The organism is Pseudomonas sp. 29 (genome assembly GCF_002754355.1).
GTDB lineage: Bacteria > Pseudomonadota > Gammaproteobacteria > Pseudomonadales > Pseudomonadaceae > Aquipseudomonas > Aquipseudomonas neuropathica.
Window position 1 is genome coordinate 5,904,914 of sequence record NZ_PEEY01000001.1, and the last position, 25,700, is coordinate 5,930,613.

Here is a 25,700-nt window from a genome sequence, read left to right on the forward strand (position 1 = left end):
AGCTAACGCGCCGGGCCGTTATAAATCATATGGAGTATCAGCAATTCTGCAAAAGCGACCACCATGCAAACTCGGACAAACCCCGCCGTGAAGACTCGGCGGGGTTTTTCGTAGGTGAAGTCGAAACCGAATAGCAGCAACAAAATGCCGAAGAAAGTTTTTATCGCGCGCATCTGTCTTCATCCTTGGCCCTGCCAATTGGGCACAGCTGATTCATAACGTTGGTTCTAGGCACGGCTTCTTAGTGAAGCGTCACAATCCGACGACTCTCGCCAATCCTGATTCTGTCCAGCGCCCGGTTCAACGCATCGAGCGCATCGAGCAGGGCTTTGGCCTCGGCCTCTCGACCTTCGCCCCAGAGGCGCTCGGCCATTTTGTTCAACGCCTGGATCGAACGCTCGATGTCTGCGGCGGTAGCTTTGTGTTCAGGGGCCGGTGGTTTCTTCGGCATTCAGGGTTCCTCTGCTGACGGCAAACCACCATACCGCTGCGGCGCCCAACAGCATAGTCAGCACGGCCAGAATCAGGATCACTCCTTGCGTACCCAGGCTTGAGGCCAGCAGCGCCACCAGCAACCCCGCCAAAGGTTGCGAGAGATTATTGAGCAAGGTGATCACGCCTACGGTCTTGCCAAAGTCCTTGGCCGGAATCACCCGCTGGCGGATGCTGCGCATGTAGATGTTGAACATCTTGTCGAAGCCGACGATCAGCAGGAACCCCAGCACATACCCGGCCAGATTCGGACTCAGTGCACTGATGAGGGCGCCAGCGGCGATCATCGAGTAAGCGAGCCCGCCCAGTAACCGTTGCGGGATCTCAACCTGGGCGAGGAAGAACAGAATCACGATGGTGGTGACCGCGCCCGCTGCCTGTAGACCGGCGTAGGCATCCTTGCCGGCACCGAACTCGCCGATCACCATCGCCGCCGAAGTGGCCAGCGTGACGCCGACGATCAGGTTGACGCCGACGGCCAGCAGAATGATTTTTTTCAGCTCCGCCAGTTCACGTATATGCCCGAAAGCGATACGCAGCGGTTGCAGCCAGATGTCCGAATGCTGCTCGAACACTTCCAGGGTGATACGGCTGAGGCGTTGCCATACCAGCATGCTCAGGTCCGCCAGCAGGAAGAGCCCGGCGACCCACAGCACCACCAAATGCCACGCCCAGATTTCCAACAAAAGCGCAGCCACCAGTGGCCCGAGAACCAGCCCGGTCTGATCGGCGATCTGCGAGTAGGACAAGGTCTTGGTGTAGCTGTAGTGCTGGAAAATATGTGGCATCAGCACCTCGCGGGCCATGATGCCCTGGGTGGTCAGCACGCCACACAGCGCCGACAGCACGACGACCCAGGCGATACCGCCGAAGAGGGCAAACATTGCCACCGCGATCAGGCACAGCAGTGCCCGGTAAACCTGGCTGATGTGCAGGATGCGGATGGGCGAAAACTTGTCGCACAAGGCTCCGCACAGCGGAAACGCGAGAAACCGTGGCAGCGATTCGACGAAAAACGCCAGACCTGCCCAAGAGGCGCTGTTGGTGGTCTGGAATACCACCAATGGCACGATGAACAGCAGGATCTGATCCGCCAGTCGCGACAGAAACAGCGAGGTGAAAAAGGCCAGGTAATCCTTGCGCAAAATGAAGCTCCTTTATGTCGACGGTCAGGCCGCGCGGCCAGTTGTGCTTCAGTATGCCGATCCTAGGCTGTCATTGAGATTATGCCGCTCATCCCCGCGCTTGGGCGGGTTGAATACGCTGGCGAGGATCAGGTCTTGCTCCTTGCCCTCGCGCAGGTAATGACGATCGTGTTGGTTGAGTACAAGAAAAAAAACGTCGGTTGAGTGACTGCAATTTTAACGAGCTGTTTGCCGGCGGCTGGCCGATATTTGCAGTCTCGACGGTATAATCGGATCTTTTTTCTTGAAGTGAAAACAGGGCAGATATGGAGCAGGACAGCCGCATTCTGAGCGCTCTCAAGCGTTTTCGTTATTTGATCCTGGCGGTCATGGTGATCGCCTCCCTGGTCAGCGCGTTCTGGCGCTTTACAGGCGGCTGGAGTCAGTTTTGGACATGCGTAGGAGCGCAAGCGTGGTTTACCCAAGCCGTGTTTGCTTACCTTCGCGGGGGCTGGGTAGCAATCGGCCCCGGTGGACTGCCGAGGGATGCCAATCCGATCGGCAGGGCACTGTTGGCTGCAGTGGCGCTGGGGCTCTACTTGTTGATGTTCAGCTACGAAGAGCAGAAGCCCGACTCTATTTATGAACGACGCGCCTCGGACTGGACCATGCCTACACGGGAGGAGATGCGGCGTTCGGCGGAGTGAAAGCGGGTGCTGGGCTGAAACACGTCTGGTGCAACGTGTGATCTTCACTTCTACGTCCAGTAAAGTCATGGAACACGATGAGAAGGACACGGAAATTTCGTGACTTCCAGAAACGACAAAGCCCTGAATAATCAGGGCTTTGTCGTTACAAAATATGGCGGAGGCGATGGGATTCGAACTCATGGACCTGTTACAGTCGACGGTTTTCAAGACCGTTGCCTTAAACCACTCGGCCACACCTCCGTTGCGTTGCGGGCGCCATAATACCTGAATGAAACACACTGTCAAACTCTCTGCATGGCTTGTTACAGAGCGTCTGTTATGATCTTTGCGACTGAACGTTTCAAACCAACAGGAGTGTCGCCATGCGCGAACAGGATTACGCAGTTAATAACAGCGTGCAGGCTGAGCAGCTAGAGGTTAGCCGCGTCCTGCGCAACACTTACGGCCTACTGGCTCTGACCCTCGCATTCAGCGGCGTCATGGCTTTCGTTGCCCAGCAGATGCGCGTTGGCTACCCGAACATTTTCGTGGTGCTGATCGGCTTCTACGGGCTGTTCTTCCTCACCAACAAACTCCGTGACTCCGCTTGGGGCCTGGTGTCCGCTTTTGCGCTGACCGGTTTCATGGGTTTCCTGCTCGGCCCGATCCTCAACCGTTACCTGGGCATGCAGGGCGGCGCTGAAGTGGTCAGCTCGGCGTTTGCGATGACTGCGCTGGTGTTTGGTGGTCTGTCGGCCTACGTGCTGATCACCCGCAAGGACATGAGCTTCCTCGGCGGTTTCATCACCGCTGGTTTCTTCGTGTTGCTGGGTGCAACGCTGGCGAGCTTCTTCTTCCAGATCAGCGGCCTGCAACTGGCGATCAGCGCAGGTTTCGTGCTGTTCTCGTCGGTGTGCATCCTGTTCCAGACCAGCGCCATCATCCACGGCGGCGAGCGCAACTACATCATGGCGACCATCAGCCTGTATGTATCGATCTACAACCTGTTCATCAGCTTGTTGCAGATCTTCGGCATCATGAGCCGCGACGACTGATCATTAGTCGTTTCAACAAAAAACCCGCTTCGGCGGGTTTTTTGTTGCTCGCCGAAAAGCGTAGTGGCCTTTTACGTACAAAATGATCTGAAAATAGTGGCGTCTTTTTGGAAATCACCTACACCTAATTACCAAGGAAGAGCAGTAGCCTGATCGACAGGAGTCGGTAACCAGCACCCCTCGTGTAATCCTGCGTCCCTCGCATTCACTTCCCTTGCTGTTGATCGCCAGGCCTTTCGGTCGAGAGCGACTGTATTCGTTCGTCCAGTGAAAACCGGGAGGTGAACCACGCCAAATGCCATGCACCGTGACCGTATCCCGGCGAACGACCGGGGCCCTGATACCAGAAAAAAATAATGGAGGCCCTGCCATTGCAGGCGTTGTCCCAATCAAGGAGATCATCGATGAACCAGCCCCAAGGAAAACTGGCTGTACTGGCCGTCACCACCGCGCTGTTCAGCGCGTCAACCCTCGCCGGCGTCTATCCTGACTTCGGCTATCAACCACCTTCCAGCCAATACACTGGCCCACTGTTTGAGTTGAGCCAGAATTACCCGGCCACAGCGCCGAAAGTACCACTCCCCGGTTTTTTCAAGAATCTACCGACCAAGCCAGATAACAATTTTGAGACTTGGCGTGCGTACATGGAGGAAGTCAAAACCTATTGCCTCGAAGGCAACGTCGAGGCTGATTGGTACGTACAGAACAATAAAAAACGTCAGTGGTATCACATGCCGTGGCAGCACTACGGCCCGCTGGGACGCGAAGGGATTCACGGCCTGACCAAAGAGGCGCAGATCCAGGTCAAGCAACTCGCCCCCACGCAGACCGCTACTGGCCAGACTTACGCGGTGGGCATCTATAACGACATCGGCGCCTATACCATCGGAGAGGTCTGGAAAGACCCGAACAACCCTGATCCGAAATACACATCGGCACCCAACAGCTTCCCCGACGGCACCGTAGTCTGCAAAGCCCTGTTCGCCGATATTGATCGCAGCACCGTGCCGTTCCTGGTGAACCCGGTGTTATGGAAGGGCTACGTCACCGAGACGTTCACCTCGGCCAATCGCAAGATCAAGGATGTCGCCTTGATCCAGATGGACATCGCCGTGCGCGATAAGCGCATGAGCGCCACCGGCTGGATCTTCGGCACCTTTCAGTACAACGGCGCGAAAACCGGCAAGCCTGGCTGGGACAACCTCGTCCCGGTAGGGATCATGTGGGGCAACGATCCGGAAGAAATCGGCAACGACTTCACCAACCCGCAACCGACGCAGACCAAGATCAACCCCGCGTTGCAACAGACCGCGATCAACGCCAAGACCCAAGAGTTGCCACCCACCCATCTGGGCTGGAACGGTCGCCTCAATGGTCCGGTGGACAACCCCAACAGTTCCTGCCTGAGCTGCCATGCGACCGCCGAAACGCCGCAAGTGGCGATCATGAATCCAACGTTCCAGGCCAATGCGCCGAAGCCGGGTTCGCCTGAATGGATGAAGTGGTTCCAGAACATTCCGGCCGGCCATGCTTTCACGCCGGGTACTCAAAGCACTGACTACAGCCTGCAGTTGTCCGGCGGTCTGGTGAATTACTTCGAGTGGAAATGCGACATGAGCGGCATCTACGCCGACGGCAAGAACGCGTGCAGCAAAGCGTCGGACATGAAACTGAAAATGCTCAATTCCACCAACAACGCCACGCCGAAGCCATTGCAGAAAGTCATTCGTGACCCGAGCCTGCAGCAACTGCTGGAGTAAGCAGCGCAAAGCCTGCGCACGTTTCGGCGTGCGCAGGCTTTTTTCAGTTGATCAGGATGCTGCCATCAGTCTGCTGTTTGTAAATGGTGTAAGGCAACAACAACGTGTCGAGCACCCCGGACGCCACAGCATCAATCGCCCAGCCGGGCAGGGCGGCGTTGTACTTGTTACCTTGGTCTATCGGCGCATGCAGACTGCAGAAGTCATACATCACGCCGCTGTAGATTCTCGGCACCGCTCCGCAATAGGATTTGTTCGATCTCAAATCGTCCACGGCGACCTGATCGTCGCGCATGACCGTTTGCACTGTCCCGCAACCACTCAACACTAATGCACTCAGCATCATTGCCTGAACTTTCATACCGCCAATCCTTCGCCGGAAAAACCTCAATTTACGCCGAACATGCGGAAAAAGCTCTTAGGCCATCGGCGGCAATCGACGCTTGACCGGGGTTTTCTTGACGATTGCGGTGTTGGTTTCGGCCAAGGTATTGAGGCGGTCGAGCAGGGTGTCGAGCTGTTCCAACGAGCGCACATGCAGGCGAGCGATGAAGCAGTCCTCGCCGGTGACCTTGTCGCACTCGGTGAACTCGGGAATCGCCAGAATCTGCCGCTCGACTTCCTGCAGTTGTCCCGGCAGCGGCCGAACCCGGACGATTGCCTGCAACTGATAGCCAAAAAACTTCGGATCGATTTCCACGGTGTAGCTCCTGAGCACACCGCGTTCCTCCAGTCGGCGCAAGCGTTCGGCCACACTCGGCGACGACAAGCCGCTGATCTGCGCCAGCGCCTTGAGCGAACGCCGCGAATCCTCCATCAATGCGCCGATGAGGATCTGATCAATGTCATCAGTCATAAAAACTCCAGTATTAGGTGAATGATGAAAACCACCCACGATAAAGAAGGCAGATTACGAGTTTAGCCTGCTTTTTGCTCTGGAGCGCCGCCGGGACGCCTTGGCATACTTTGTTCAATTGTTGAGGAGATTGATGATGGACAAGACCCTGCGGCGCGGCTCATTCGAAATGACTGCCGCCATGTTGATTTCCGGGACGATCGGCTGGTTTGTGCTGGTCTCCGGGCAACCGGTGCTGGACGTGGTGTTCTGGCGCTGCGTGTTCGGCGCCGGCACCTTGTTGTTGATCTGCGCGGTATTCGGCTTCCTGCGCCCGGGCATTCTGACCCGAACCACCTTCCTGCTTGCAGTGCTCAGCGGGATGGCGATTGTCGGTAACTGGGTGTTGTTGTTTGCCTCCTATTCAAGGGCTTCGATTGCCATCGGCACGGCGGTGTACAACGTGCAGCCGTTCATGCTGGTCGGTTTGGCGGCGCTGTTTCTCGGCGAGAAAATCACCCTGCAAAAGCTGTTCTGGCTGGCGATTTCCTTCATGGGCATGTTGGCGATTGTCAGTGCCCATGGTACCCAGAGTGAAAGCGGCAATGACTATCTGATGGGCATTGCGCTGGCCTTGGGTGCGGCGTTTCTCTATGCGATTGCCGCGTTGATCATCAAGCGCCTGACCGGCACGCCACCGCATTTGATCGCGCTGATTCAGGTCTGCACCGGGGTTCTGTTGCTGGCGCCTTTTGCGCACTTCAGCGCATTGCCGCAAGCACCGAGTGCCTGGGCCAGCCTGGTCACATTGGGCATCGTCCACACCGGTCTGATGTATGTGCTGCTGTACGGCGCGATCCAGAAATTGCCGACCGCATTGACCGGTGCACTGTCGTTCATCTACCCGATAGCGGCGATCTTCGTCGACTGGTTCGCGTTCGGCCATCGTCTGGAAATCCTGCAATGGGTCGGCGTGGCGGCGATTCTGTTGGCCGCCGCCGGTATGCAACAAGGCTGGGGCCTGAAGTCCCGGCGGCTGGCTGCGCAGTAACCCTCAGATGTTCCAGTGCGGTGCGCTTTTCGCCAGGCGCTGGCGCATCTCGCCGATATTCGCCGCCAGTTGCCGGGTCAACAGTCGGTAGCCATCCAGCGTGCTATAAACCGGCGCATCGAGGTTGGCTTCCGGCAACTCGAGCGGCTTGTCCAGGCGTTGCGAAGCGCCGGTTTTCAACGCTCGGGCCATGCCGATCAGTTGCACGCGAATCTGCCGGTGCTCGGCCTTCAGCGCTGATTGCAGATGCGCCATGGCCTCGGGGTCGCTGGCATCCGGTCGCGTGTTGCCAAGGATCTCCAGCGTGCTGATGCACATGCGCAGGTTGCGCTGGATGGCATCAAGTTCGGTCATGGAAATCTTCACTTCCTTGGACACCGACGGCATCAGCGAGCGCAATTGCACCATCACCGCGCCGAGTCGCCCCATCAGCTTCAAATGCTCATCGGCGCTGACCGGCTGGCCGCCGATGATTCGCCCAAACACCGTGGCGCAATCGCGCAGGGCATCGGCAAGGTTGTAGCGCCACGAGTACACCGCGTAGAGCGGCAGGGCGAAAGAGAAGGCCAGCGCCAGCGCAATACCAATCAAGATATCGACCCCGCGCCATAAGCCGTCGGTGATCGGGTTGTCGCCATGCCCGGCGACAATGAACACGGTGATCGCTGAGAGCAGGGCGGTATAACCCCCTTTGCCAATCGCGTGATAAGAGAAGAAACCGCAGACCACCGCCATCGCAAAATACGTCAGCCACGGCATGCCGAGCCACGCCTGCTGCGCCACCAGCAGCAAACCGACGCCAGCACCGATCAAGGTGCCGGTGGCGCGTTCGGCGGCTTTTTTGCCGATGTTGCCGTGGTGCTGTAAACCGCCGATCACCACCAGCATGGTCACCGAGGCCCATTCACCGTGGGGCAGATTGATGCCGGTGGTCAGCAGGATCGTCGCCAGCAAGCCGAGGGCAACGCGCACCGCATGGATCAGCCGCGCGTGCCGGTAACGTCGATAAGGATCAAGCAACGGACGCAGGACACGGCGCAGCAAGGGCGGAAGTCGATGGGTGCTGTAAGTACTCAGTGCGGGCCTCTCGTGATTGGGCTTCAGGTCAATGGAAAGGAAAAATGTAATTCATCCATGCTGCCATACGCAGGAGGATTTTGCGCATCGTGCCAATGTGATGGAAGTGTTGACTGTACAACGCGGCCTGCCCGTAAGCACCGCCCGGCATCAGCTTGCTGTACTGGGCGAAGGCCGGATCGGTGATTTCGATGATCACTGGCACACGCCCGGCCGGCGGCGAGCCGGTGTAGCCGATCAGGGTGCCGGAAGGTTGTACCTGACCTTCGGCAATCACCCCGATGACGTTTTTTACCCGGCCGGCGAACACCTTGCCGGGAATGCCGTCGAACGCGACTTCTGCTTCATCGCCGACGGTCAGGCGCAGCAGGCTGTTCTGGCGCATCCACGCGGCAAAGTATTGGCCCTCTTCTGGAATGAACACCATCGACGGGCGCAATGGCAACTTGCTCGCCATCATTCCCGGCCGTAGCGAAACATGGGTGACGAAGCCTTTGCTTGGCGCGCGAACGGTGGTGTTGTCCAGCTCGAACTGAGCATTATCCAGTTGCGCCTGCAGATCGTCGGTGCGGGCAATCGCGGCGTCCAGTTCACGCTGGGTACCGAAATTGCGCCGGATCAATTCGGTGATGCGGTAGCGATCGCCTTTGGCTGCGATCAATTGCGCCTTGAGGGATTTCACCCGGTTGGCAAACGGCGTGGGGTCGATGCGAAACAGCACGTCGCCTTTTTCCAGCGGCTCGTTAACCTTCACCGGCACGTCGATCACCTGGCCGCTGACGATGGGGATGACCGGCACAGAAACGAAGTAAGTGCGCGCCACCTCAGAGTAGGGATGGTTGTAGTTCATGGTGAAAATCAAGGCGCCGATCATCAGGATGCCGCCCAGTACGGCGGTGGGCACCGTCCATTTGTTCAGCGGGATACGGAAGATCTTGAACACTGCGACGCAGATCGCGGCGTAAGTCAGGATAAGGAGCAGATCCATGGCGTTCAGGCCTCCCCGTTGTGGGGAGCAGTGGCATTCAGCGCTTCGAGTCGTTCGAGGCGTCCTTGCAGTTCGACCACCTGTTGCTCCAGGCGAACGACATGGTTTTGCACGGATTTACCGTCACCGAAGCCCCAGCCGCGATCTTCTCGATAGGCCATCGCCCAGATCCACAGGAAGGGCCAGAGCGCATGCAGGGTGAACAGACTGACCCAGCCAGTGGCATGGATCGCATCCTGATGCGGGTGGTTACGATGAACGGCAATCTCATAGGGGATGTCGTGCAACACGATGATCCCGTAAAACAGTACGAGCCCGGCAAACACCAAAACCCCTAGCGCAAAGTAATCCAGCATGGTCAAGCTCCCGGCATCCAGCACAGTGCTGGCATCAGTGTAGCCACTGATTTGCCGGGCGCTTGGCGACTTTGGATCAGAAGCGGTTGCCGTCGCCTTTTTGCTTATTCACGATCCGCGTGACAGTTGATCAGAAGATGTAATCGGTGGTCAGGAAGCTCGAATCACGGCCGCGAATGATCTCGCTGATCAGGTCCTTGTTGCTGTCCTGGAACTTGGTCGCCACCAGCGTACGGATCGAGAACACCCGTAATGCATCGTGTACCGAGAGCGTACCTTCCGCCGAGTTCTTGCGACCATTGAACGGGTAAGTGTCCGGGCCGCGCTGGCACTGCGCGTTGAGGTTGATCCGCCCGACCTGGTTGGCAAAGGTGTCAACCAGACGGCCGACCGCCACCGGGTTGGTGCCAAAGATGCTCAACTGCTGACCGAAATCCGACTCCAGCACGTAATCGATCACGGTATCGAGGTGACGGTACGGCACGATCGGCACCACCGGGCCGAACTGCTCTTCCTGATAGACGCGCATCTGCGGATTTACCGGGTAGAGCACCGCCGGGTAGAAGAACGATTCGCGGGATTCGCCACCATTGGGGTTGACCACTTCGGCGCCCTTGCTGCGCGCATCCGCTACCAGACCGTGCAGATAATCGACCTTGCCCGACTCCGGCAGCGGCGTCAGCGACACGCCGCTGTCCCATGGCATGCCCGGTTTCAGCGTGGCCAGTTTGGCGTTGAATTTTTCGATGAAGCTATCGACCACATCCTCGTGCACGAAGAGGATTTTCAGCGCGGTGCAGCGCTGACCGTTGAACGACAGTGAACCGGTGACCGCTTCGCTGACGGCGTTGTCGAGATCGACTTCCGGCAAGACGATGCCGGGGTTCTTCGCATCCAGACCCAGCGCGGCGCGCAAACGGTGAGGTTTGGGGTGGAGTTTCTTCAGGTCGCTGGCGGCTTTGTTGGTGCCGATGAAGGCGAAGATGTCGATCTTGCCGCTGGCCATCAGCGCGCTGACGGTTTCGCGGCCACTGCCGTAAATCACGTTGATCACGCCGGTGGGAAAGCTGTCGCGGAACGCTTCGAGCAGCGGACGGATCAGCAGCACGCCGAGCTTGGCCGGTTTGAACACCACGGTGTTGCCCATGATCAGCGCCGGAATCAGCGTGGTGAAGGTTTCGTTCAGCGGATAGTTGTAAGGGCCCATGCACAGGGCGACGCCGAGCGGTACGCGGCGGATCTGCCCGAGGGTGTCCTGTTCCAGCTCGAAACGGCTGGAACGGCGGTCGAGTTCCTTGAGCGCATTGATGGTGTCGACGATGTAGTCGCAGGTGCGGTCGAACTCTTTTTCCGAGTCCTTGAGGTTCTTGCCGATTTCCCACATCAGCAACTTGACCACGGCATCGCGCTGTTGGCGCATGCGGCCGAGGAAGGCTTCGACGTGCTGGATGCGTTCGGCCACGCGCATGGTCGGCCACAGGCCCTGGCCCCGGTCGTAGGCACGCACAGCGGCGTCGAGGGCAGTGAGCGCGGTGTCGGCGTCGAGCAGTGGCGTGCTGCCGAGGATGACTTGTTCGTCGCCGTTAGCGCCCTTGAGATAAACCGGGCTGCGCACCGTGGCGAGCGGGCCGTCCCAGCGGCGCAACTGGCCGTCGACCAGGTATTCGCGTTGTTCGACCTGAGCGTCGAGGCGATATTTTTCCGGGATGTCGCTGACAGAAGGGAACAGGTTGCCAAGGATGTTTGCTGTGGTCATGTCGCTACCCCGTGTTGATGTCCGTATGCAGATCAAAAAGCCTTCACAGGTTATACGCCTGAATGCGCCGGAATTTAAACCCGCAAATGTCACCCGAATGTCACGCAAAGGCGCACAGCAGAGCGGACATCCACATCGGGGGGAGAGCTGGCCCCGTTTGCCCCCCTCGCTGTCCCGCAATGCCCTCAACCCGTTGCAGGCGCTGCCGTAAGGTGTGTTCACAACAATAAGCGAGGCCGTTATGCGGGCAATCCGACTCACCTTACTGCTGGCGTTGGCCATGGCGCTGCCTGGTTGCGGCGAAGACTCCAAACCCCCGGCCAGCGTCAATAGCAACGCCACGCCCAAAGACCCGGCACTGGCGCAGATCTACGCCAACAGCTGCCAGCTCTGCCACGCCAATCCCGCCGCCAATGCGCCGCTAACCGGTGATCGCAAAGCCTGGGAGCCGCGCATCCAGCAAGGCACCGACACGCTGCTCGACCATGCCATCAACGGCTATAACGGCATGCCGCCGATGGGCCAGTGCGTCGAGTGCTCGGAAGAACAATTCCTGCAATTGATCGGCTTCATGGCCGACCAGCCGCTCCCACAATAAGGTGCCCGGCATGACGATGGATCTGACACGGCGTCAGTTGTTGCAACGGGCAAGTATCGTTGGCGCGTTCAGTGCGCTGGCGACGAACCCGGCATTGGGCCAGTTGCTGCGGGCGCCACGCTTGATTCCGTGGCGCAACTGGTCGGGCGGGCAGAGTTGTTTGCCAGCGGCGCGCTTGGCGCCGAAGAATCTCGATGAGCTGGTGGCCGTGATCCAGCAGGCACAAGGCAAGATCCGCCCGGTTGGCTCGGCGCACTCGTTCAGTGCGCTGGTGCCCACCGACGGCACGCTGTTGTCGCTGAGCTATTTCAGCGGACTGCTCGATCACGATGCGAAAACCCTGCAAGCCGAATTCGCCGCCGGCACCCCCATGTCGCGCATGGGCCAGCCACTGAAAGACATCGGCCAGGCCCTGCAGAACATGGCCGATATCGATTACCAGACCCTGGCCGGAGCCATTGCGACCTCGACCCACGGCACCGGCAAAAGCTTCCAGTCCTACTCGGCCCACGTCTGCGGACTGCAATTGGTTACGGCCAATGGCGAGGTACTCGACTGCGACAGCCAGCGCCACCCCGAAGTATTCAACGCCGCCCGCGTCTCCCTCGGTGCGCTTGGTGTCGCCACTAAAATCCGTCTGCAAAACCGCCCGGCATACCGCCTGCGCGAACGCCAGTGGATCGCCAAGACCGAAGAGCTGCTCGAAGACCTCGACAACAACACTCGTGAAAACCAGCACTGGGAAATGCTCGTCGTCACGCATTCCGACTACGCCCTGTCCATCGCGCTCAACGAAACCGACGACCCGGCGACGCCGCCGATCAGCCCGGAAGAAGAGGGCGGCAACGAGTTCGTCACCCTGATCGAGAAGATCGACAAATACGCCAGCGACTTTCCCGACCTGCGCCGCACGCTGCTCAACAGCCTGCGCCATCTGGCCAGTTTCGATGACCGCGTCGGCGACTCCTTCGACATCTACGCCAATGTGCGCACGGTGCGGTTCAACGAAATGGAGTATTCAGTGCCGGCCGAACATGGCCCTGCTTGCCTGCGTGAGATTCTCAAGCTGATTCAGGACAAGGATCTGCGCACCTGGTTTCCCATTGAGTACCGATACGTCAAGGCCGACGACATTCCGCTGAGCATGTTCGAGGGCCGCGACAGTTGTTCGATCTCGGTACACCAGCATTACCAGATGGATCATCACAACTTCTTCGCGGCGGTCGAACCGATCTTCTGGAAGTACAACGGACGGCCGCACTGGGGCAAATTGCACACGCTCAACGCGAAAAACCTGCAACCGCTGTATCCGCGCTGGCGCGAGTTTGTCGACGTGCGTCAGGCGCTGGATCCGAGTGGACGGTTTCTCAATGCGCATCTGGCGTCGATATTGGGGGTGAGCTGATGGCGGTCAATCGGCGCAATTTTCTGCTCGGCACGTTGGGTGTCGGTGCTTTGTTGGTCGGCGTTGGCGCGTGGCTGCGGCCGGGCGATCGCGGCGCGCCGTACAGCGAATACTTCCGGGCGCTGAACAAGGAGTTGAAGGAAAAGGGGCCTATGCGCCCGGTGCTGCTGATCGATCTGGATCGCCTCGATCACAACATCGATGTGGTGATGCAATCGGTCAAGCGCGGCGGCAAACACCTGCGGCTGGTGGAGAAGTCGCTGCCAGCACCGGGACTTTTGAGCTACATCGCACAGCGTGCCGGAACGCAGAGGCTGATGTCGTTTCATCAGCCGTTTCTCAATCACGATGCGCAGGTTTTTCCACAGTCCGACATCCTGCTCGGCAAGCCATTGCCGGTGCGTTCGGCAGAGCTGTTCTACCAAACCCACAAAGGTCCGTTCGATCCCGCAAAGCAACTGCAATGGCTACTCGACGGGCCGGAGCGTTTGCAGCAATACCTTGCGCTGGCGCAGGGTTTGGGCACACGGATGCGCATCAACATCGAACTGGACGTCGGTCTGCATCGTGGCGGGGTCAGTGATGTGAATGTCCTTGGGCAGATGCTCACGCTGATCAGCGCTAACCCCCAGCATCTGGAGTTCGCCGGGTTCATGGGTTATGACCCGTTCGTAGGCATGGGCGTGCCGGGGATTCTCGGTTCACCGGAAGAATTGTTCGCCAAGGTCATGGTGATTTATCAGCACTGCGTCGATTTCACCCGGCAGCAGTTCCCGGGGTTGTGGCTCGACGGGTTGTGCCTGAACACTGCTGGCAGTCCGAGTTATCGCATTCACGAAAACGAGAAACTGAGTACCGAAGTTTCCGTGGGCACGGCGATGCTCAAACCGACGCACTACGATTTGCCTTCGCTGACCGAGCATGTGCCCGCGACTTACATCGCCACGCCAGTCTTGAAAAGCACAGGCGCGGTGAATATTCCGGCACTGGATGACAGGTCGAAGCTGTTGTCGTGGTGGGATCAGAATCAGCGCCAGACCTATTTCATCTACGGCGGTAACTGGATGGCCGAGTTCGAATCGCCAGCCGGTTTGCAGAGTAATGGGGTGTACGGCCGCAGCTCGAATCAGGAAATGGTCAATGGCTCGAATGCCGTGGGATTGGTTGTGGAAGATCAAGTCTTCCTGCGTCCGACGCAGACTGAAGCAGTGCTGTTGCAGTTTGGGGATTTGTTAGCCGTGCGGGGTGGAAAGATCGTTGAAGTGTGGCCAGTTTACGCCTGATCCCAATTTTTTTGAGTTTGTCTACTGTCAAGTCTGACAGTAGACATCTTTTCCGCGATGGATGTACTTATGGTAGGTGACACAGTCTATGCAGCATGCATTGAAAGTTCAGGCTGTGCCGCTCTTTCAATAGACAAATAGCCTATCAGGATGACAAAAATGAAGACGGACACTGAAGTGGTAGTAGCCAATGCAATTGGCCTGTTTGAAGTGGAAACCGACCAGCTCGGAAGCATGCGGGCAGATATTGTTACCCTTGACGACACAACCTACGGTTTCAGCGTATTTGGACGTCAGGGTGTGGGCGGAAATATGGAGCCAAAAAAACAATTGCTATTAACGTTTCCCAAAAGAGAGTCGTTTCTAATATATGACGCGAAGGATCTGTTGGATGTGAAGTATATCGACTACAGCGATTCGTACCATTACGAATATGGTGTTGAGTCTGGTTCATTTGCTGTCTCGTATACAGAGTCACCCAAGACAGCCACTGGGTTGTTCAGTATGGATATGAAGTTGAAAGGCTCTCCGGTTCCACCAGGACCGGAGAGGCTGAAAGTAAAAGGATTCTTTCATTTGAAGAACGACTAGCCATACTTGAATGGGGGACTGAATTACCGTGTGGCGCCTGCGCGATATTTCGTTAAGTCACCTATTCGATATGTGCTGGCCCCTGACTCGAGTCCATCCCGGGCCGACTTAAAGCCAAATACAAATAAAACGGTAAACCTGTGGGAGCGAGCTTGCTCGCGAAGGCGTCCTGTCAGTCACCTTCTAATTGACTGGCACACCGCTTTCGCGAGCAAGCTCGCTCCCACAGGGTTTTGTGTTGTCTGTTAAATCCCTATCAATCCTGTAATGAAGCTTTTATGACAAAAGTTCGGTAGCACATCGCCAGTCCGGTCATGCCTATGTAACGCGCTTGAGGGGCCCAATGGGGCGCTTTTCACAAGCCGAGGCGGGACGCCGGGAGTGAGGCAATGGGGACTATGGAACGCTACTCGAAAGTGGGCATGCAGGAACTCGATCAACGCCTGTCGAAGATCGTCGAGGCCGCGCGCAAGAAGCCGGTTTCGGTGTATCGCTACGGCGCGCCGTGGGTCTGGATCGTCTCGCAGGATGACTGGCAGGGCGCCTTGAAAGAGGTCTCCAGCTACATTCCGCCGGGCCATTCGCTGGTGTTGCTGCGCCCGCAGATCGACGACTTGTTCGACGCCCACCGCGAACTCCTGCACGACCTCAATGCCGAGCCGGGCATGTTGATTCCCGCGCAAACGGTGATGCACATCCTGCTCCTGCAGCTGCTGTATTCGGTGCCCAGCGAACAGCAACTGTATGAACAGCTCAATTACAACCTGCTGTTCCGCTGGTTCGTTGGCCTGGGCCTGAACCAGAAAGTCTGGAGCTTCAACGCCCTCAGTCGCGACATCGCCACGTTGCTCAACGAGCCGCGCGCGGTGCTGCTCATTCAAAAAATCATCGGCGAAGTGTTCTGCGGCGCGTTGCTGCAAATGCCCGAGTTCTCGTTGAACTTCGCGCTTTTGCACACGTGGCTGGGCAAACACGCCTGCGCCTCGACAGCCAGCAATTGACGCCATACACGCGGCGTTCGAAACGCCAACAGGTCATCGCGAATTCAGGGGGTAGTGTGGAACCGATTTTCAAGTCACGGCTGGCGCTGTGGGGCTGGCTGCTGGTGACGGCGGGCGCGCAGCCGGCATTGGCCGAGGAGGCCGCCAACAACGCGGCGGCGCAGCGTCTGGTCGACGTCAACGAATACTTCGTGCGCGGCAACACCGTGCTCGATGCACGGGCGATCGAAGAGGCGGTGTACCCGTTTCTTGGCCCGCAAAAAGCCCTCACGGATATCGAAGGTGCTCGGGACGCATTGCAGAAGGCTTATCAGGAGCGCGGTTATCAATCGGTGTTCGTCGAGCTGCCGGAACAAGCCGTCGCCGACGGCATCGTCTACCTGCAAGTCAGCGAAACCAAGGTCGGCCGGGTACGTGTGGTCGGCGCCAAACACTATTCGCCGCTCGATATCCGCGACGACGTGCCGGCGTTGAAGGAGGGCGAGGTGCCGGACTTCGCCAAGGTCCAGGGCGAACTGGCGCAGCTCAACAAGACGCCGGGCCGCCAAGTGATGCCGCTGGTGCGCGAAGGTCAGCGCCCCGGCACCATGGACGTCGATTTGCAGGTCGAAGATCAAAACCCGTGGACCGCCAGCGTCGGCCTCAACAACGACTACAGCGCCGATACCGAAAAGCTGCGCACCGTCACCAGCGTCGGTTACAACAACCTCTGGCAACTCGGCCACAGCATCAACCTGACTTACTTCACCGCGCCGCAGGACACTGACAACGCCAAGGTCTGGTCGGGTTCGTATACCGCGCCGCTGACGGATCGCTGGAGCGTGCAGTTCTCCGGTTACCAGTCCGACAGCAACGTCGCCACCATCGGCGGCAGCAACGTGTTGGGCAAGGGCCATTCCTATGGCGTCTCGGCGATTTACACGTTGCCATCGAGCGGCAACTGGTCGAACTCGCTGTCGGCCGGCATCGACTTCAAGGACTTCGACGAACGCCTGACCCTGTCCGGTGAGAGCGACAAAGTCCCGCTGCAATACGCCCCGTTCACCTTCGCCTACAACGGCTATCGCTACACCGAGAAGAGCCAGCTCGGCCTCGGTCTGAGCCTGGTAGCCGCCACTCGTAGCATTTTCGGCTACGGCAGTTCCGACGAAGACTTCGACTACAAACGCTACCGCGCCAAGCCGAGTTTCGCTGTGCTCAAGGGCGACACGAATTACACCTGGACCTTCGACAGCGACTGGCAGAGCGCAAGCAAAGCCGCTTTCCAGTTGGCGTCCGGGCCACTGGTTTCCAACGAACAATTCTCCGCCGGTGGCGCGACTTCGGTGCGCGGCTATCTGGCTGCCGAACGCACCGCTGATGACGGCTTGCTGCTCAGTCAGGAAGTGCGCACGCCGTCGCTGGCCAAGTACGCCGGCACATGGATGCAGGACTGGCGTTTCTACGCCTTTGCCGAAGGCGCGCAACTGTATCTGCGCGACGAACTGCCGGATCAGGACGCCAATTACGCCTTGGCCAGCGTCGGCTTCGGCACCCGCGCCAGCCTGAGCAAATGGCTGTCCGGCAGTCTCGACTGGGGCTACCCGCTACTCGAAGGGCCGAACACCTCGAAGCAGGAATCGCGCCTGCACTTCAATCTTCAAGCCACTTTCTGACAAGGAGCACGTTCATGCAGCGCCTCATTCTTTCGTTGTTTATCTGCCTGGGCTTCGTGCTCCCGGCCACGGCTCAGGCCTGGTGGCAGGACGACTGGCACTACCGCAAACAGATCGCCGTCGACACCACGCCGCAAGGTGCGGCGATCAATCAGGCCCTCGGCCGCACCGCGTTACTGGTGCGTTTGCACACCGGTAATTTCACCTTCGATGGCGTGAAAGAGGATGGCTCTGATCTGCGCTTTGTCGCCGCCGATGACAAGACTGTGCTCAACCACCAGATCGAAAGTTTTGATGCGCTGATGGGCATGGCGCTGATCTGGGTCGATGTGCCGAATGTCGAGGGCGCTCAGCGCCAGGACATCTGGATGTATTACGGCAATCAGAAGGCGCCGGCCACCGGCAACGGCCAACTGACCTTCGACCCTAATTACACCGCGCTCTATCACTTTGACGGCGCCACTGGCACCCCGGCCAAAGACACCACCGCCTACGGTAATACCGCACAAAGCGCGACCGGCGCGGCGATTGACGGCGTAGTCGGGCGCGCCTTGCAGTTCAGCGGTCAGCCGCTGTTGCTGCCGGCCAGTCCATCGCTGCAGCACAACGCTGGCAGTGCGTTCACCTTCAGTGCCTGGCTGCGTCTGGATCAGGCCAATGGCGAGCAACTGATTCTCGCCCGTCGCGAAGGCGCCAACAGCTTGCTGATCGGTGCGAACCAAGGCGTGCCGTTTGTGGAGATCGATGGCCAACGCGCCGTCGCCACACAAGCGCTGAATCCGGGCCAATGGCAGCACGTTGCGCTGACTGCTGAAGGTTCCAAAGTGACCCTGTTCATCAATGGCCGCGAAGCCGCCACGCTCGCCCAGGCGATGCCGGCCTTCAATTCGGTCATGGCCATCGGCGCTGACGTGCACGAAGGCCCGTTCCAGCCGTTCGTGGGCGCCATCGACGAATTGCGCCTGTCGAAAGTGTCACGTCCGGCAGCACTGCTGCTGGCCGACGCCACCTCGCAAGGCGCCGAGTCGAAACTGGTCGCTTACGGCGTTGATGAAGAGCAATCCGGTTTCGGTTTCGGCAGCCTCGGTTTCCTGCTCAACGCCGTGCCGATCGATGCCTGGGTGATCATCGCCGTGCTGGTGCTGATGATGTTCCAGTCGTGGATCATCATGCTGCGCAAGAACCGCAGCCTCAGCCGCGTCAGTGCCGCCAACGAAGACTTCCGCGTGCAGTTCGCCAAGGTCGGCACGCGTCTGGAGATGTTCGCCGACGACGCGCAACTCGCGCAGCGTTTGCAGCATTCGTCGCTGTGGCGTCTGTATCTGGTAGCGGTGAAAGAGATCCGCACCCGTCGCGAGCAGGGCGCCGATACCTCGTCGGTGTCAGCAGCCACCATCGAAGCGATCCGCTGCTCCATGGACGGCGTACGTACCCGGGAAAACCAGCAACTGAGCTCGAAACTCTCGACCCTGTCCAACGCCATCGCCGGCGGCCCATACATCGGCCTGCTCGGCACCGTGCTGGGGATCATGGTGGTGTTCCTCGGCACGGCGATGGCCGGCGACGTGAATATCAACGCCATCGCGCCGGGTATGGCTGCTGCGTTGCTGGCCACCGCCATGGGCCTGTTCGTCGCGATCCCGGCACTGTTTGGCTACAACCGCCTGATCACCCGCAACAAGGAAGTCAGCGCCGACATGCGCGTGTTCGTCGACGAGTTCATCACCCGTCTGGCGGAGATGCACGGCGAGAGCCAGTTCAGTGAAGCGTCGCATCGCGGCCATCACGCCAACCACTCCGTACCGGCCTGAGGAGCACTGACATGGCTTCTGTAAATGCCTCCCACGACGATGATGACGATGCCGCGGTGGACAGCATCAACATCACGCCCCTGGTCGACGTGCTGATGGTGGTGCTGGTGATGTTCATCCTCACCGCCACCGCGCAGGTTTCCGGGATCCAGATCAACCTGCCCAAGGCCAGCGCCTCCGTGTCGCTGTCCGAGGCCAAGACCAAAGCGATCTCGGTTAACGACGGCGGCCAGGTGTTCCTCGATGCCTACCCCGTGACATTGGCTGAACTGGAAGAACGCCTGCGCATCGAGAAGGCGCAGAGCCCGGATTTCCCGGTGATCGTGCGCGGCGATGCGACCGTGCAATACCAGAAAGTCATCGAAGTGCTGGATCTGTTGCGCCGGCTCGAACTGTCCCAGGTCGGTCTTGTGACCGGCAAACCGAGTCAGGGCTGAGTCATGACCGCACAACTCCCGATCGAGCCGCTGCCGGTGAAAAAGCCAGCGCTGCGTTATGCGAAGTGGGGCGCCGGCTTGCTGATCGGCGCGCTCGCTGCGTGGTTTCTGTGGCAGTGGGCCAACGACATGAGCGGCATCCGCCGCGAAGCGCCGAAGGTGCCAACGATCATTCCGTTGCCACCGCCGCCACCACCGCCGCCAGAAAAACCGCCGGAGCCGGAAACCCCGGTCGAAGAAAAAGTCGTCGAGCCCGAGCCAACGCCGGAACCGGAAGAGGTCAAGCCCGAGGAAGAAGCACCGCCATCACCGGCGGACGATCTGGCCAATCCGATGCAAATGGACGGCGATGCGCAGTCCGGTAACGACGCTTTCAACATTGGCGCGGGCAAGGGCGGCGGCATGGCCGGGACCGGCGGCGGGCGTCTGGGCACGGGGACGTACAGCCAGTTTCTGGCGTTCACCTTCCAGCGTTTGCTCCGTGAGAACCCTGAGCTGCGCAACCTCGCGTTCTCGCTGCAGGCCGATGTCTGGCTGAGCAGCGTTGGCGAGATCACCCGGGTCGAGCTGATCAAGTCCAGCGGCAATCCCGAAATCGATACCCAGGTGCTGGCGGCGCTGCGCGGTGCCCCGGCGCTGAGCGAACGGCCACCGGCCTCCATCACTTTGCCTGTGCGCCTGTCCCTGCAAGGGCGGCGTCCGGGTTAATTCACTTATTTACGCTTTGCCAAAAGGAGTTGTGTGCAGATGATTTCCAACGTGAATCGATTGTCCCTGGCGGTCGGCATGGTCATTGCGACCCTGGTCGGTCAGGCCGTGGCAGCGCCTGCGCCCTCGGAGAACGCCACGATCAATCTGATCCGCTTGCTGGTCGAGCAGGGCATTCTGAAACAGGACAAGGCCGACGCGCTGATCGCTCAGGCGCAGAACGAAGCGGCCCAGGCCAAACAGGCCGCCGCATCCACCGCAGTCGCGGCCGGGCCGGTCGCTGCGCCGGGCGACGTCCGAGTGCAATACGTGCCGGCAGCGGTGCGCGACCAGATCCGCGACCAGGTCAAAGCCGAAGTCATGGCCACCGCCAAACAGGAAAACTGGGCCGCACCCAACAGCTTCCCGGAATGGGCAGCGCGCATCAGTTTCGACGGCGACATTCGCCTGCGTGACGAATCGCGCTACTACTCGGACAGCAACAGCAACGAGATCGTCGACTTCGCCAAGCTCAACAACAATGGCCCGTACGACGTTAACCCGAACAGCAGCACCAATCTGCCGCCACTGCTCAACACCCGCGAAGACCGCACCAATCAATTCCGCATCCGTGCGCGATTGGGCATGAAAGCCGAGATCTCGCCGCAATGGACTGCCGGCATTCGCATCGGCACCGGCTCGGACAACAACCCGGTATCGACCACACAAAGCCTCGGCGGCGGTTTCGCCAAAAAGGACATCTGGCTCGATCAGGGTTACCTGAACTGGAAGCCTACCGATGAGTTGACCCTGACCGGCGGGCGTTTCGCCAACCCGTTCATGTCCACCGACATGCTCTATTCCAACGACTTGAACTTCGACGGTGTGGCAGCGATTTTCGACCACAAGCTCAACCGCGATTGGGGTGTGTTCGGCACCGTCGGTGCGTTCCCGGTGGACTACACCAACGACACCGCCAGCAGCAACGGCTTTGACAAGGAAGAGAGCGACAACAAGTGGCTGTACGGCGCGCAGATCGGCGCCAAGTGGGCGATCAACAGCAACAACCGCTTGAAAGGCGCACTGGCTTACTACCGCTTCGACGACATTCAAGGCCAGCGCTCCAGCCCTTGCGAACCGTGGGCCGGCGCGCCAGGTTGCGACAGCGATGGCAGCCGCGCAGCGTTCATGCAGAAGGGCAACAGCGTGTTCCTGCTGCGCGACATCACGCCGAACCCGCTCAACCCGACCACCACGCCGCAGCCGCAGTTTGTTGGCCTCGCTTCGGAATTCAACCTGCTTGATCTGAACATGGTCTGGGATGCTGACCTGCCAGAAGATTTCAAACTGCGCAGCCAGGGCAACTACATCCACAACCTCGCCTACGACGAAGGCGACATGCGCAAGCGCTCGGCCGGGCAGATCGTCAACAACCTCGACAGCAACGGCGACATCGAAAGCGGCGCCAATGCGTGGATGGTGCAGTTCACCCTCGGCAGCGCGCTGGACCTGAAAAAGCAGGGCGACTGGAACATGTTCGCTGGCTACAAGTACATCCAGCCGGACGCCTTGCCGGACGGCTTCAACGACTCGTCGTTCCACCTCGGCGGCACCAACGCCAAGGGTTATTTCATCGGCGGCAACTACGGTCTGGCGAAGAACGTTTACGCGACCGGTCGCTGGATGAGTACCGAAGCGGTGTACGGCGCGCCGTTCGACATCGACGTCTTGCAGCTTGAGATCAACACGCGCTTCTAAGGCGCCGGGAGAGGGTTATGAAAACGCGATTTGTGTTGCTCGGGCTCGGGCTGTTGATTGCCACCGGGGTGAATGCCGAAGGCATGGAAGAGCGCCTGCGCACGCAATTGCGCAGCACCACGCAACAGTTGCAGGCCCTGCAAAGTCAGCAGGCCCAGGCCAGCGCCGCGCAACTGGCGGCGCAGAACGAGGCCAAGGCTGCGCAGGCGCAAATCAAGCAATTGAGCGCCGAACTGGCCAAGGCCAAAGGCGTCGCCGAGCAACTGGCCGGGCAGCAGCAGAGCCTGCACAGCCAGGCGCAGGCACAAGTAGCGGCCAGTGCCGAGCAGACCGGCAAGTTCAAAAAGGCCTATGACGAGTTGCTGGTGCTGGCCCGTGCCAAAGAAGCAGAACGGTCTAAGCTTCAAGCGCAATTGGCTGAACGTGACACACAAGTGCAGCAATGTTCAGTCAAGAATCAGCAGATGTACGGCGTCGCCAAGCAGATCCTCACTGCCTACGAAAACATCGACGTGGCCGAGGTGATGAAGATCCGCCAGCCCTTCGCGGGCAGCGCCCGGGTCAAGTTCGATGAACTGGCCCAGGGGTTTGGCGACGACCTCTACAAGACTCAATTCGACGCGCCGCAAGCCGCGCTCACGCACTGATAGACAAGGAAGAAGTAATGACTCAATTGATCAGCCACGTATCGCCAAAATCTCTGACCGAAGTCCTGCAAGCTGCGGGTTATCGCGTCAACGAAACCGAGCAGAACGGTATTGTTCAGTTGCTCAGCGCCAGTCAGGGCATTGGTTACGCCGTGCGTTTCGGTAATCCGGCGGTGGAGCAGGGCAGTTACGTCGATTTCACTTTCAGCTGTGCGCTGCGGGTGCAGGGTGAGTTGCCACAGGGTGTGGCCGAGCAGTGGAACGCGAGCCGTCGTTTTGCGCGTTTGTCGTTGCAGGGCGAGTTTCTGGTGATGGAAATGGATGTGGTCGTGGCAGCGGGCGTGAGTAACGATCACCTGCGCGGCAACCTGGAATTGTGGGATCGTCTGTTGCAGGAATTTATCGTTTATCTGCGTGATTTCACTCAAGCTGCGCAAGCATCCACCGCGAAAGTGGCTGTCGCCGAGCAAGAGGAAGTCGCGCTGTGAAAAAGCCTGCCATGGTGATCAGCGCTGCTGCAGTGGCGCTGTTGGTGGTGGCCGTGGCGCTGGTGGTGCGGCCGGGCAGTGACCCGGTCGCCGCCCAGCAATCGTCGTCCGTAGCGGCGGTTGCAACGGGGCCGGCGGTGGCGCGGTTGGGTAATCAGCAGGTAACCCCTGCAGAACTTCAGGCGTTGCTGGCTACAGTTCCGCCGGAAACCCGCGAACAATTGCGCGGCAATCGTGAGGCGCTGGAACGGTGGATTCGCACGCGTCTGGCCGAGAAAGCGGTGCTCGAGCAGGCCGATGCGCAGGGCTGGGCGCAGCGTCCCGAGGTTGCGCGGCAGACCCGGGCAGCGACTGAGCAGATCGTGTTCCGTGATTACTTGCGTTCGGTCAGCCAGGTGCCGGCGGATTATCCGAGTGCGGCTGAGTTGCAGCAGGCCTATGACGCGGGCAAGACGAATTGGCAGACACCGGCGTTGTATCGGGTCAGCCAGATTTTCCTTGGGGTGAATGATCCGCAAGGTCTTGAGGCTGTGCGCAAGCAGGCTACCGACCTGAGCAAGAAAGCGCAGGCGACGCCGGCAGAATTTGCTGCACTGGCGACAGAATATTCGCAGGATCGCGTCACCGCTGAACGTGGTGGCGATACCGGTCTGCAACCTTTGCAGCAACTGGTGCCGGAAGTGCGTGGTGCAGTGGCGCGGCTCAAGGTTGGCGCAGTCTCTGATCCCGTCCAAAGCGCCGCCGGGTTCCACGTGATCAAACTCACCGAACAACAACCGGCGCGCGCCGCAACTCTTGATGAACTGCGCGATCAACTGACCCAGGCCTTGCGTGCTCAGCGTCAGGAACAGATCGCCCAAGCCTACCTGGACGGCATGCTCAACACCGCGACGCTGAGCATCGACGGCGCTGAACTCAACAAAGTCCTGGAGGAAAAACACTGATTTCACCTTCACCACAAACCCCCTGTAGGAGTGAGCCTGCTCGCGATAGCGGTGTGTCAGGTTAAGAAATGTCGACTGACACACCGCTATCGCGAGCAGGCTCACTCCTACAGGGAGCTGCGTTAAGACAAATACAAAGATCGACAGGGAGTCATCGATGTCATTCACCGAACCCGCAGGACGACCGGGCACCAACGATTACCACTGGCCGCACGACCACAGCGAACCGTGGCTCGCACACGCCGCCACCATCGACAGCGAAGTCGCGCAATACTTCCTCGTCAGCGCCCGCTGCGGTTGCTTCATGCAAGCCGCGCGCAGCCTCAACGTGCGCGCGACCTTGTTGCGCAAACAACTGGCCCAGCTTGAGCAAGAACTGCAACACACCCTGTTCAGCTTTCAGGGCAGCGCCCTAAGCCTCACCCGCGAAGGCCAACAGCTACAGGCCAAACTCATAGCGCTGGCCAACGAACGCAAACTGCCGGTGATCGAGCAACCATTGATCCGCCTCGCCGTCGCCGAATCGATCCTCCACGACATCCTCGGCCGCGACCTCATCGCACTGCTGCGCCGTAACGCCAGCGTGCGTCTGGAAATCATCGCGCTGGACAGCGAACTGTCGCTGCGTGCGGTCAGCGCCGACGTCGTCCTCTGGCTCGCCCATGGCGAAACCCCACACCCCGGCCCGACCTTCGCCACCAGCGAACCGCAGGCGCTGGCACGCCTCGATTACCTGCCACACATCGCCAAACGCTACTCCCGCGTCACTGCACGGCCGGACACGCCCGATGACCTCGCCGACTTCATGCTGGTGCAATGGCAGCACGACCGGCAGATCGACAGCTTTCGTCCGTGGAATGAGTTGGTTGAACAGCGGTTGGCCGGGGTGGTGCAGATGCAGTCTTATGAGTTGATGCTGGAGATGATTCGTTGCAGCGCTTGCATTGGGTTGTTGCCGGCGTATATGAGCCGCTTCGACCGGGGCCTGATCGCACTGCCGGGGCTGTTTGAGGAACCGATGCGGTTGCAGGCATGGCTGGCGGTCAACGCGGACTCACAAAATATCAGCGAAGTCCAAACCCTGACCGACCTCATTCACCACACCTTCCACGAACGTCGAGAATGGTTTCAGCCTTGACGTCAATCCCCTGTGGGAGCGAGCTTGCTCGCGAAAGCAATCTGACATTCAACTTCTCTGTTGCCTGACACACC

The 25,700-nt window shown here is 59.3% G+C and carries 27 protein-coding genes, 1 tRNA gene and 1 pseudogene; 18 read left to right on the top strand and 11 right to left on the bottom strand.

Annotated features, from left to right (window positions below; translation table 11 throughout):
• Positions 1-2: 2 nt before the first annotated feature.
• The 4 genes and pseudogenes from CLU80_RS30430 to CLU80_RS27510 form a co-directional block, all read right to left on the bottom strand.
• Positions 3-173 (bottom strand): hypothetical protein, encoded by a 171-nt coding sequence (locus CLU80_RS30430; RefSeq protein ID WP_175559594.1) that lies wholly within the window; start codon positions 171-173, stop codon positions 3-5.
• Positions 174-241: 68 nt separating this feature from the next.
• Positions 242-451 (bottom strand): hypothetical protein, encoded by a 210-nt coding sequence (locus tag CLU80_RS27500; RefSeq protein WP_093433094.1) that lies wholly within the window; start codon positions 449-451, stop codon positions 242-244.
• The gene (locus CLU80_RS27505; protein ID WP_099759014.1) at positions 426-1,637 is read right to left on the bottom strand and encodes an MFS transporter; all 1,212 of its coding nucleotides are present in this window, start codon (positions 1,635-1,637) and stop codon (positions 426-428) included. The genes CLU80_RS27500 and CLU80_RS27505 overlap by 26 nt, the downstream gene beginning before the upstream one ends.
• Before the next feature lie 48 nt (positions 1,638-1,685).
• Positions 1,686-1,814 (bottom strand): annotated as a pseudogene (locus CLU80_RS27510) (ectoine synthase); the annotation flags it as partial.
• A 128-nt stretch (positions 1,815-1,942) separates the two neighbouring features.
• Here CLU80_RS27510 and CLU80_RS27515 point away from each other — a divergent pair.
• On the top strand, positions 1,943-2,323 hold the full coding sequence (locus CLU80_RS27515) for a hypothetical protein (protein ID WP_099759015.1): 381 nt from the start codon (positions 1,943-1,945) through the stop codon (positions 2,321-2,323).
• Positions 2,324-2,478: 155 nt separating this feature from the next.
• Here CLU80_RS27515 and CLU80_RS27520 read toward each other — a convergent pair.
• Positions 2,479-2,566: transfer RNA gene (locus tag CLU80_RS27520), tRNA-Ser, on the bottom strand.
• 122 nt (positions 2,567-2,688) lie between these two features.
• Between CLU80_RS27520 and CLU80_RS27525 the strand changes: the two genes are divergently transcribed.
• Together CLU80_RS27525 and CLU80_RS27530 are read left to right on the top strand one after the other, a co-directional pair.
• Positions 2,689-3,360 carry a Bax inhibitor-1/YccA family protein gene (locus CLU80_RS27525; protein ID WP_008081508.1) on the top strand — a complete coding sequence of 224 codons (672 nt, stop codon included), beginning with the start codon at positions 2,689-2,691 and terminating at the stop codon, positions 3,358-3,360.
• A gap of 404 nt (positions 3,361-3,764) precedes the next feature.
• On the top strand, positions 3,765-5,120 hold the full coding sequence (locus CLU80_RS27530; RefSeq protein WP_099759016.1) for a hypothetical protein: 1,356 nt from the start codon (positions 3,765-3,767) through the stop codon (positions 5,118-5,120).
• A gap of 43 nt (positions 5,121-5,163) precedes the next feature.
• On the opposite strand, the gene CLU80_RS27535 is transcribed toward CLU80_RS27530, so the two are convergent.
• Positions 5,164-5,481 carry a YceK/YidQ family lipoprotein gene (locus CLU80_RS27535; RefSeq protein WP_093433076.1) on the bottom strand — a complete coding sequence of 106 codons (318 nt, stop codon included), beginning with the start codon at positions 5,479-5,481 and terminating at the stop codon, positions 5,164-5,166.
• A gap of 57 nt (positions 5,482-5,538) precedes the next feature.
• On the bottom strand, positions 5,539-5,976 hold the full coding sequence (locus CLU80_RS27540; RefSeq protein WP_099759017.1) for an Lrp/AsnC family transcriptional regulator: 438 nt from the start codon (positions 5,974-5,976) through the stop codon (positions 5,539-5,541).
• A gap of 136 nt (positions 5,977-6,112) precedes the next feature.
• Here CLU80_RS27540 and CLU80_RS27545 point away from each other — a divergent pair, with 136 nt between their 5' ends.
• On the top strand, positions 6,113-7,006 hold the full coding sequence (locus CLU80_RS27545; protein WP_093433072.1) for a DMT family transporter: 894 nt from the start codon (positions 6,113-6,115) through the stop codon (positions 7,004-7,006).
• Positions 7,007-7,009: 3 nt separating this feature from the next.
• On the opposite strand, the gene CLU80_RS27550 is transcribed toward CLU80_RS27545, so the two are convergent.
• From CLU80_RS27550 to CLU80_RS27565, 4 genes are all read right to left on the bottom strand, one after another.
• Complete coding sequence (locus CLU80_RS27550) at positions 7,010-8,050, bottom strand: FUSC family protein (RefSeq protein WP_286079793.1); 1,041 nt, start codon at positions 8,048-8,050, stop codon at positions 7,010-7,012.
• A gap of 61 nt (positions 8,051-8,111) precedes the next feature.
• A complete protein-coding gene (locus CLU80_RS27555; protein WP_093433070.1) occupies positions 8,112-9,071 on the bottom strand; it encodes an HlyD family secretion protein in 960 nt (319 codons plus the stop codon).
• A 5-nt stretch (positions 9,072-9,076) separates the two neighbouring features.
• Positions 9,077-9,427, bottom strand: coding sequence for a DUF3302 domain-containing protein (locus CLU80_RS27560; protein ID WP_093433068.1), 351 nt, complete (start codon positions 9,425-9,427; stop codon positions 9,077-9,079).
• Between the two features lie 130 nt (positions 9,428-9,557).
• The gene (locus CLU80_RS27565) at positions 9,558-11,183 is read right to left on the bottom strand and encodes an NADP-dependent glyceraldehyde-3-phosphate dehydrogenase (RefSeq protein WP_099759018.1); all 1,626 of its coding nucleotides are present in this window, start codon (positions 11,181-11,183) and stop codon (positions 9,558-9,560) included.
• A gap of 241 nt (positions 11,184-11,424) precedes the next feature.
• On the opposite strand from CLU80_RS27565, the gene CLU80_RS27570 reads away from it, so the two are divergent.
• The 14 genes from CLU80_RS27570 to CLU80_RS27640 all read left to right on the top strand — a co-directional run bounded on the left by CLU80_RS27570 (position 11,425) and on the right by CLU80_RS27640 (position 25,626).
• Positions 11,425-11,781: a c-type cytochrome gene (locus tag CLU80_RS27570; protein ID WP_099759019.1), complete on the top strand. Its 357-nt coding sequence runs from the start codon at positions 11,425-11,427 to the stop codon at positions 11,779-11,781.
• Positions 11,782-11,857: 76 nt separating this feature from the next.
• Positions 11,858-13,186 carry a D-arabinono-1,4-lactone oxidase gene (locus CLU80_RS27575; RefSeq protein WP_286079830.1) on the top strand — a complete coding sequence of 443 codons (1,329 nt, stop codon included), beginning with the start codon at positions 11,858-11,860 and terminating at the stop codon, positions 13,184-13,186.
• Between the two features lie 74 nt (positions 13,187-13,260).
• A complete protein-coding gene (locus CLU80_RS27580) occupies positions 13,261-14,469 on the top strand; it encodes a DSD1 family PLP-dependent enzyme (protein ID WP_286079831.1) in 1,209 nt (402 codons plus the stop codon).
• A 159-nt stretch (positions 14,470-14,628) separates the two neighbouring features.
• Positions 14,629-15,060, top strand: coding sequence for a hypothetical protein (locus tag CLU80_RS27585; protein ID WP_093433058.1), 432 nt, complete (start codon positions 14,629-14,631; stop codon positions 15,058-15,060).
• 389 nt (positions 15,061-15,449) lie between these two features.
• Positions 15,450-16,061: a transposase gene (locus CLU80_RS30740; RefSeq protein ID WP_093433056.1), complete on the top strand. Its 612-nt coding sequence runs from the start codon at positions 15,450-15,452 to the stop codon at positions 16,059-16,061.
• 56 nt (positions 16,062-16,117) lie between these two features.
• Entirely contained in the window at positions 16,118-17,716 is a 1,599-nt protein-coding gene (locus CLU80_RS27595) for a ShlB/FhaC/HecB family hemolysin secretion/activation protein (protein WP_099759022.1), read from the top strand.
• A 14-nt stretch (positions 17,717-17,730) separates the two neighbouring features.
• Positions 17,731-19,527, top strand: a complete 1,797-nt coding sequence (locus CLU80_RS27600) for a DUF2341 domain-containing protein (protein ID WP_099759023.1) — start codon at positions 17,731-17,733, stop codon at positions 19,525-19,527.
• Positions 19,528-19,538: 11 nt separating this feature from the next.
• Entirely contained in the window at positions 19,539-19,964 is a 426-nt protein-coding gene (locus CLU80_RS27605) for an ExbD/TolR family protein (RefSeq protein WP_003201710.1), read from the top strand.
• 3 nt (positions 19,965-19,967) lie between these two features.
• On the top strand, positions 19,968-20,672 hold the full coding sequence (locus tag CLU80_RS27610; RefSeq protein WP_007915486.1) for an energy transducer TonB family protein: 705 nt from the start codon (positions 19,968-19,970) through the stop codon (positions 20,670-20,672).
• A 39-nt stretch (positions 20,673-20,711) separates the two neighbouring features.
• Positions 20,712-22,409 (top strand): putative porin, encoded by a 1,698-nt coding sequence (locus CLU80_RS27615; protein ID WP_099759024.1) that lies wholly within the window; start codon positions 20,712-20,714, stop codon positions 22,407-22,409.
• Between the two features lie 17 nt (positions 22,410-22,426).
• Positions 22,427-23,056, top strand: a complete 630-nt coding sequence (locus tag CLU80_RS27620) for a DNA repair protein (RefSeq protein ID WP_095126576.1) — start codon at positions 22,427-22,429, stop codon at positions 23,054-23,056.
• Positions 23,057-23,073: 17 nt separating this feature from the next.
• Positions 23,074-23,544, top strand: coding sequence for a YbjN domain-containing protein (locus CLU80_RS27625; RefSeq protein ID WP_095050701.1), 471 nt, complete (start codon positions 23,074-23,076; stop codon positions 23,542-23,544).
• Positions 23,541-24,488, top strand: a complete 948-nt coding sequence (locus tag CLU80_RS27630) for a peptidylprolyl isomerase (protein ID WP_099759025.1) — start codon at positions 23,541-23,543, stop codon at positions 24,486-24,488. Before CLU80_RS27625 ends, CLU80_RS27630 begins: the two co-directional genes overlap by 4 nt.
• A gap of 157 nt (positions 24,489-24,645) precedes the next feature.
• A complete protein-coding gene (locus CLU80_RS27640) occupies positions 24,646-25,626 on the top strand; it encodes a LysR family transcriptional regulator (RefSeq protein ID WP_099759026.1) in 981 nt (326 codons plus the stop codon).
• Positions 25,627-25,700: the final 74 nt, after the last annotated feature.

Excerpts from the sequence above, each read along its gene's own strand:
- CLU80_RS27610 (WP_007915486.1), top strand. The coding sequence starts at position 19,968 with ATGACCGCACAACTCCCGATCGAGCCGCTGCCGGTGAAAAAGCCAGCG.
- CLU80_RS27620 (WP_095126576.1), top strand. The coding sequence starts at position 22,427 with ATGAAAACGCGATTTGTGTTGCTCGGGCTCGGGCTGTTGATTGCCACC.
- CLU80_RS27545 (WP_093433072.1), top strand. The coding sequence starts at position 6,113 with ATGGACAAGACCCTGCGGCGCGGCTCATTCGAAATGACTGCCGCCATG.
- CLU80_RS27585 (WP_093433058.1), top strand. The coding sequence starts at position 14,629 with ATGAAGACGGACACTGAAGTGGTAGTAGCCAATGCAATTGGCCTGTTT.
- CLU80_RS27560 (WP_093433068.1), bottom strand. The coding sequence starts at position 9,427 with ATGCTGGATTACTTTGCGCTAGGGGTTTTGGTGTTTGCCGGGCTCGTA.
- CLU80_RS27555 (WP_093433070.1), bottom strand. The coding sequence starts at position 9,071 with ATGGATCTGCTCCTTATCCTGACTTACGCCGCGATCTGCGTCGCAGTG.
- CLU80_RS27570 (WP_099759019.1), top strand. The coding sequence starts at position 11,425 with ATGCGGGCAATCCGACTCACCTTACTGCTGGCGTTGGCCATGGCGCTG.
- CLU80_RS27625 (WP_095050701.1), top strand. The coding sequence starts at position 23,074 with ATGACTCAATTGATCAGCCACGTATCGCCAAAATCTCTGACCGAAGTC.
- CLU80_RS27500 (WP_093433094.1), bottom strand. The coding sequence starts at position 451 with ATGCCGAAGAAACCACCGGCCCCTGAACACAAAGCTACCGCCGCAGAC.
- CLU80_RS30740 (WP_093433056.1), top strand. The coding sequence starts at position 15,450 with ATGGGGACTATGGAACGCTACTCGAAAGTGGGCATGCAGGAACTCGAT.
- CLU80_RS27515 (WP_099759015.1), top strand. The coding sequence starts at position 1,943 with ATGGAGCAGGACAGCCGCATTCTGAGCGCTCTCAAGCGTTTTCGTTAT.
- CLU80_RS30430 (WP_175559594.1), bottom strand. The coding sequence starts at position 173 with ATGCGCGCGATAAAAACTTTCTTCGGCATTTTGTTGCTGCTATTCGGT.
- CLU80_RS27540 (WP_099759017.1), bottom strand. The coding sequence starts at position 5,976 with ATGACTGATGACATTGATCAGATCCTCATCGGCGCATTGATGGAGGAT.
- CLU80_RS27525 (WP_008081508.1), top strand. The coding sequence starts at position 2,689 with ATGCGCGAACAGGATTACGCAGTTAATAACAGCGTGCAGGCTGAGCAG.
- CLU80_RS27605 (WP_003201710.1), top strand. The coding sequence starts at position 19,539 with ATGGCTTCTGTAAATGCCTCCCACGACGATGATGACGATGCCGCGGTG.
- CLU80_RS27615 (WP_099759024.1), top strand. The coding sequence starts at position 20,712 with ATGATTTCCAACGTGAATCGATTGTCCCTGGCGGTCGGCATGGTCATT.
- CLU80_RS27600 (WP_099759023.1), top strand. The coding sequence starts at position 17,731 with ATGCAGCGCCTCATTCTTTCGTTGTTTATCTGCCTGGGCTTCGTGCTC.
- CLU80_RS27535 (WP_093433076.1), bottom strand. The coding sequence starts at position 5,481 with ATGAAAGTTCAGGCAATGATGCTGAGTGCATTAGTGTTGAGTGGTTGC.
- CLU80_RS27640 (WP_099759026.1), top strand. The coding sequence starts at position 24,646 with ATGTCATTCACCGAACCCGCAGGACGACCGGGCACCAACGATTACCAC.
- CLU80_RS27530 (WP_099759016.1), top strand. The coding sequence starts at position 3,765 with ATGAACCAGCCCCAAGGAAAACTGGCTGTACTGGCCGTCACCACCGCG.
- CLU80_RS27565 (WP_099759018.1), bottom strand. The coding sequence starts at position 11,183 with ATGACCACAGCAAACATCCTTGGCAACCTGTTCCCTTCTGTCAGCGAC.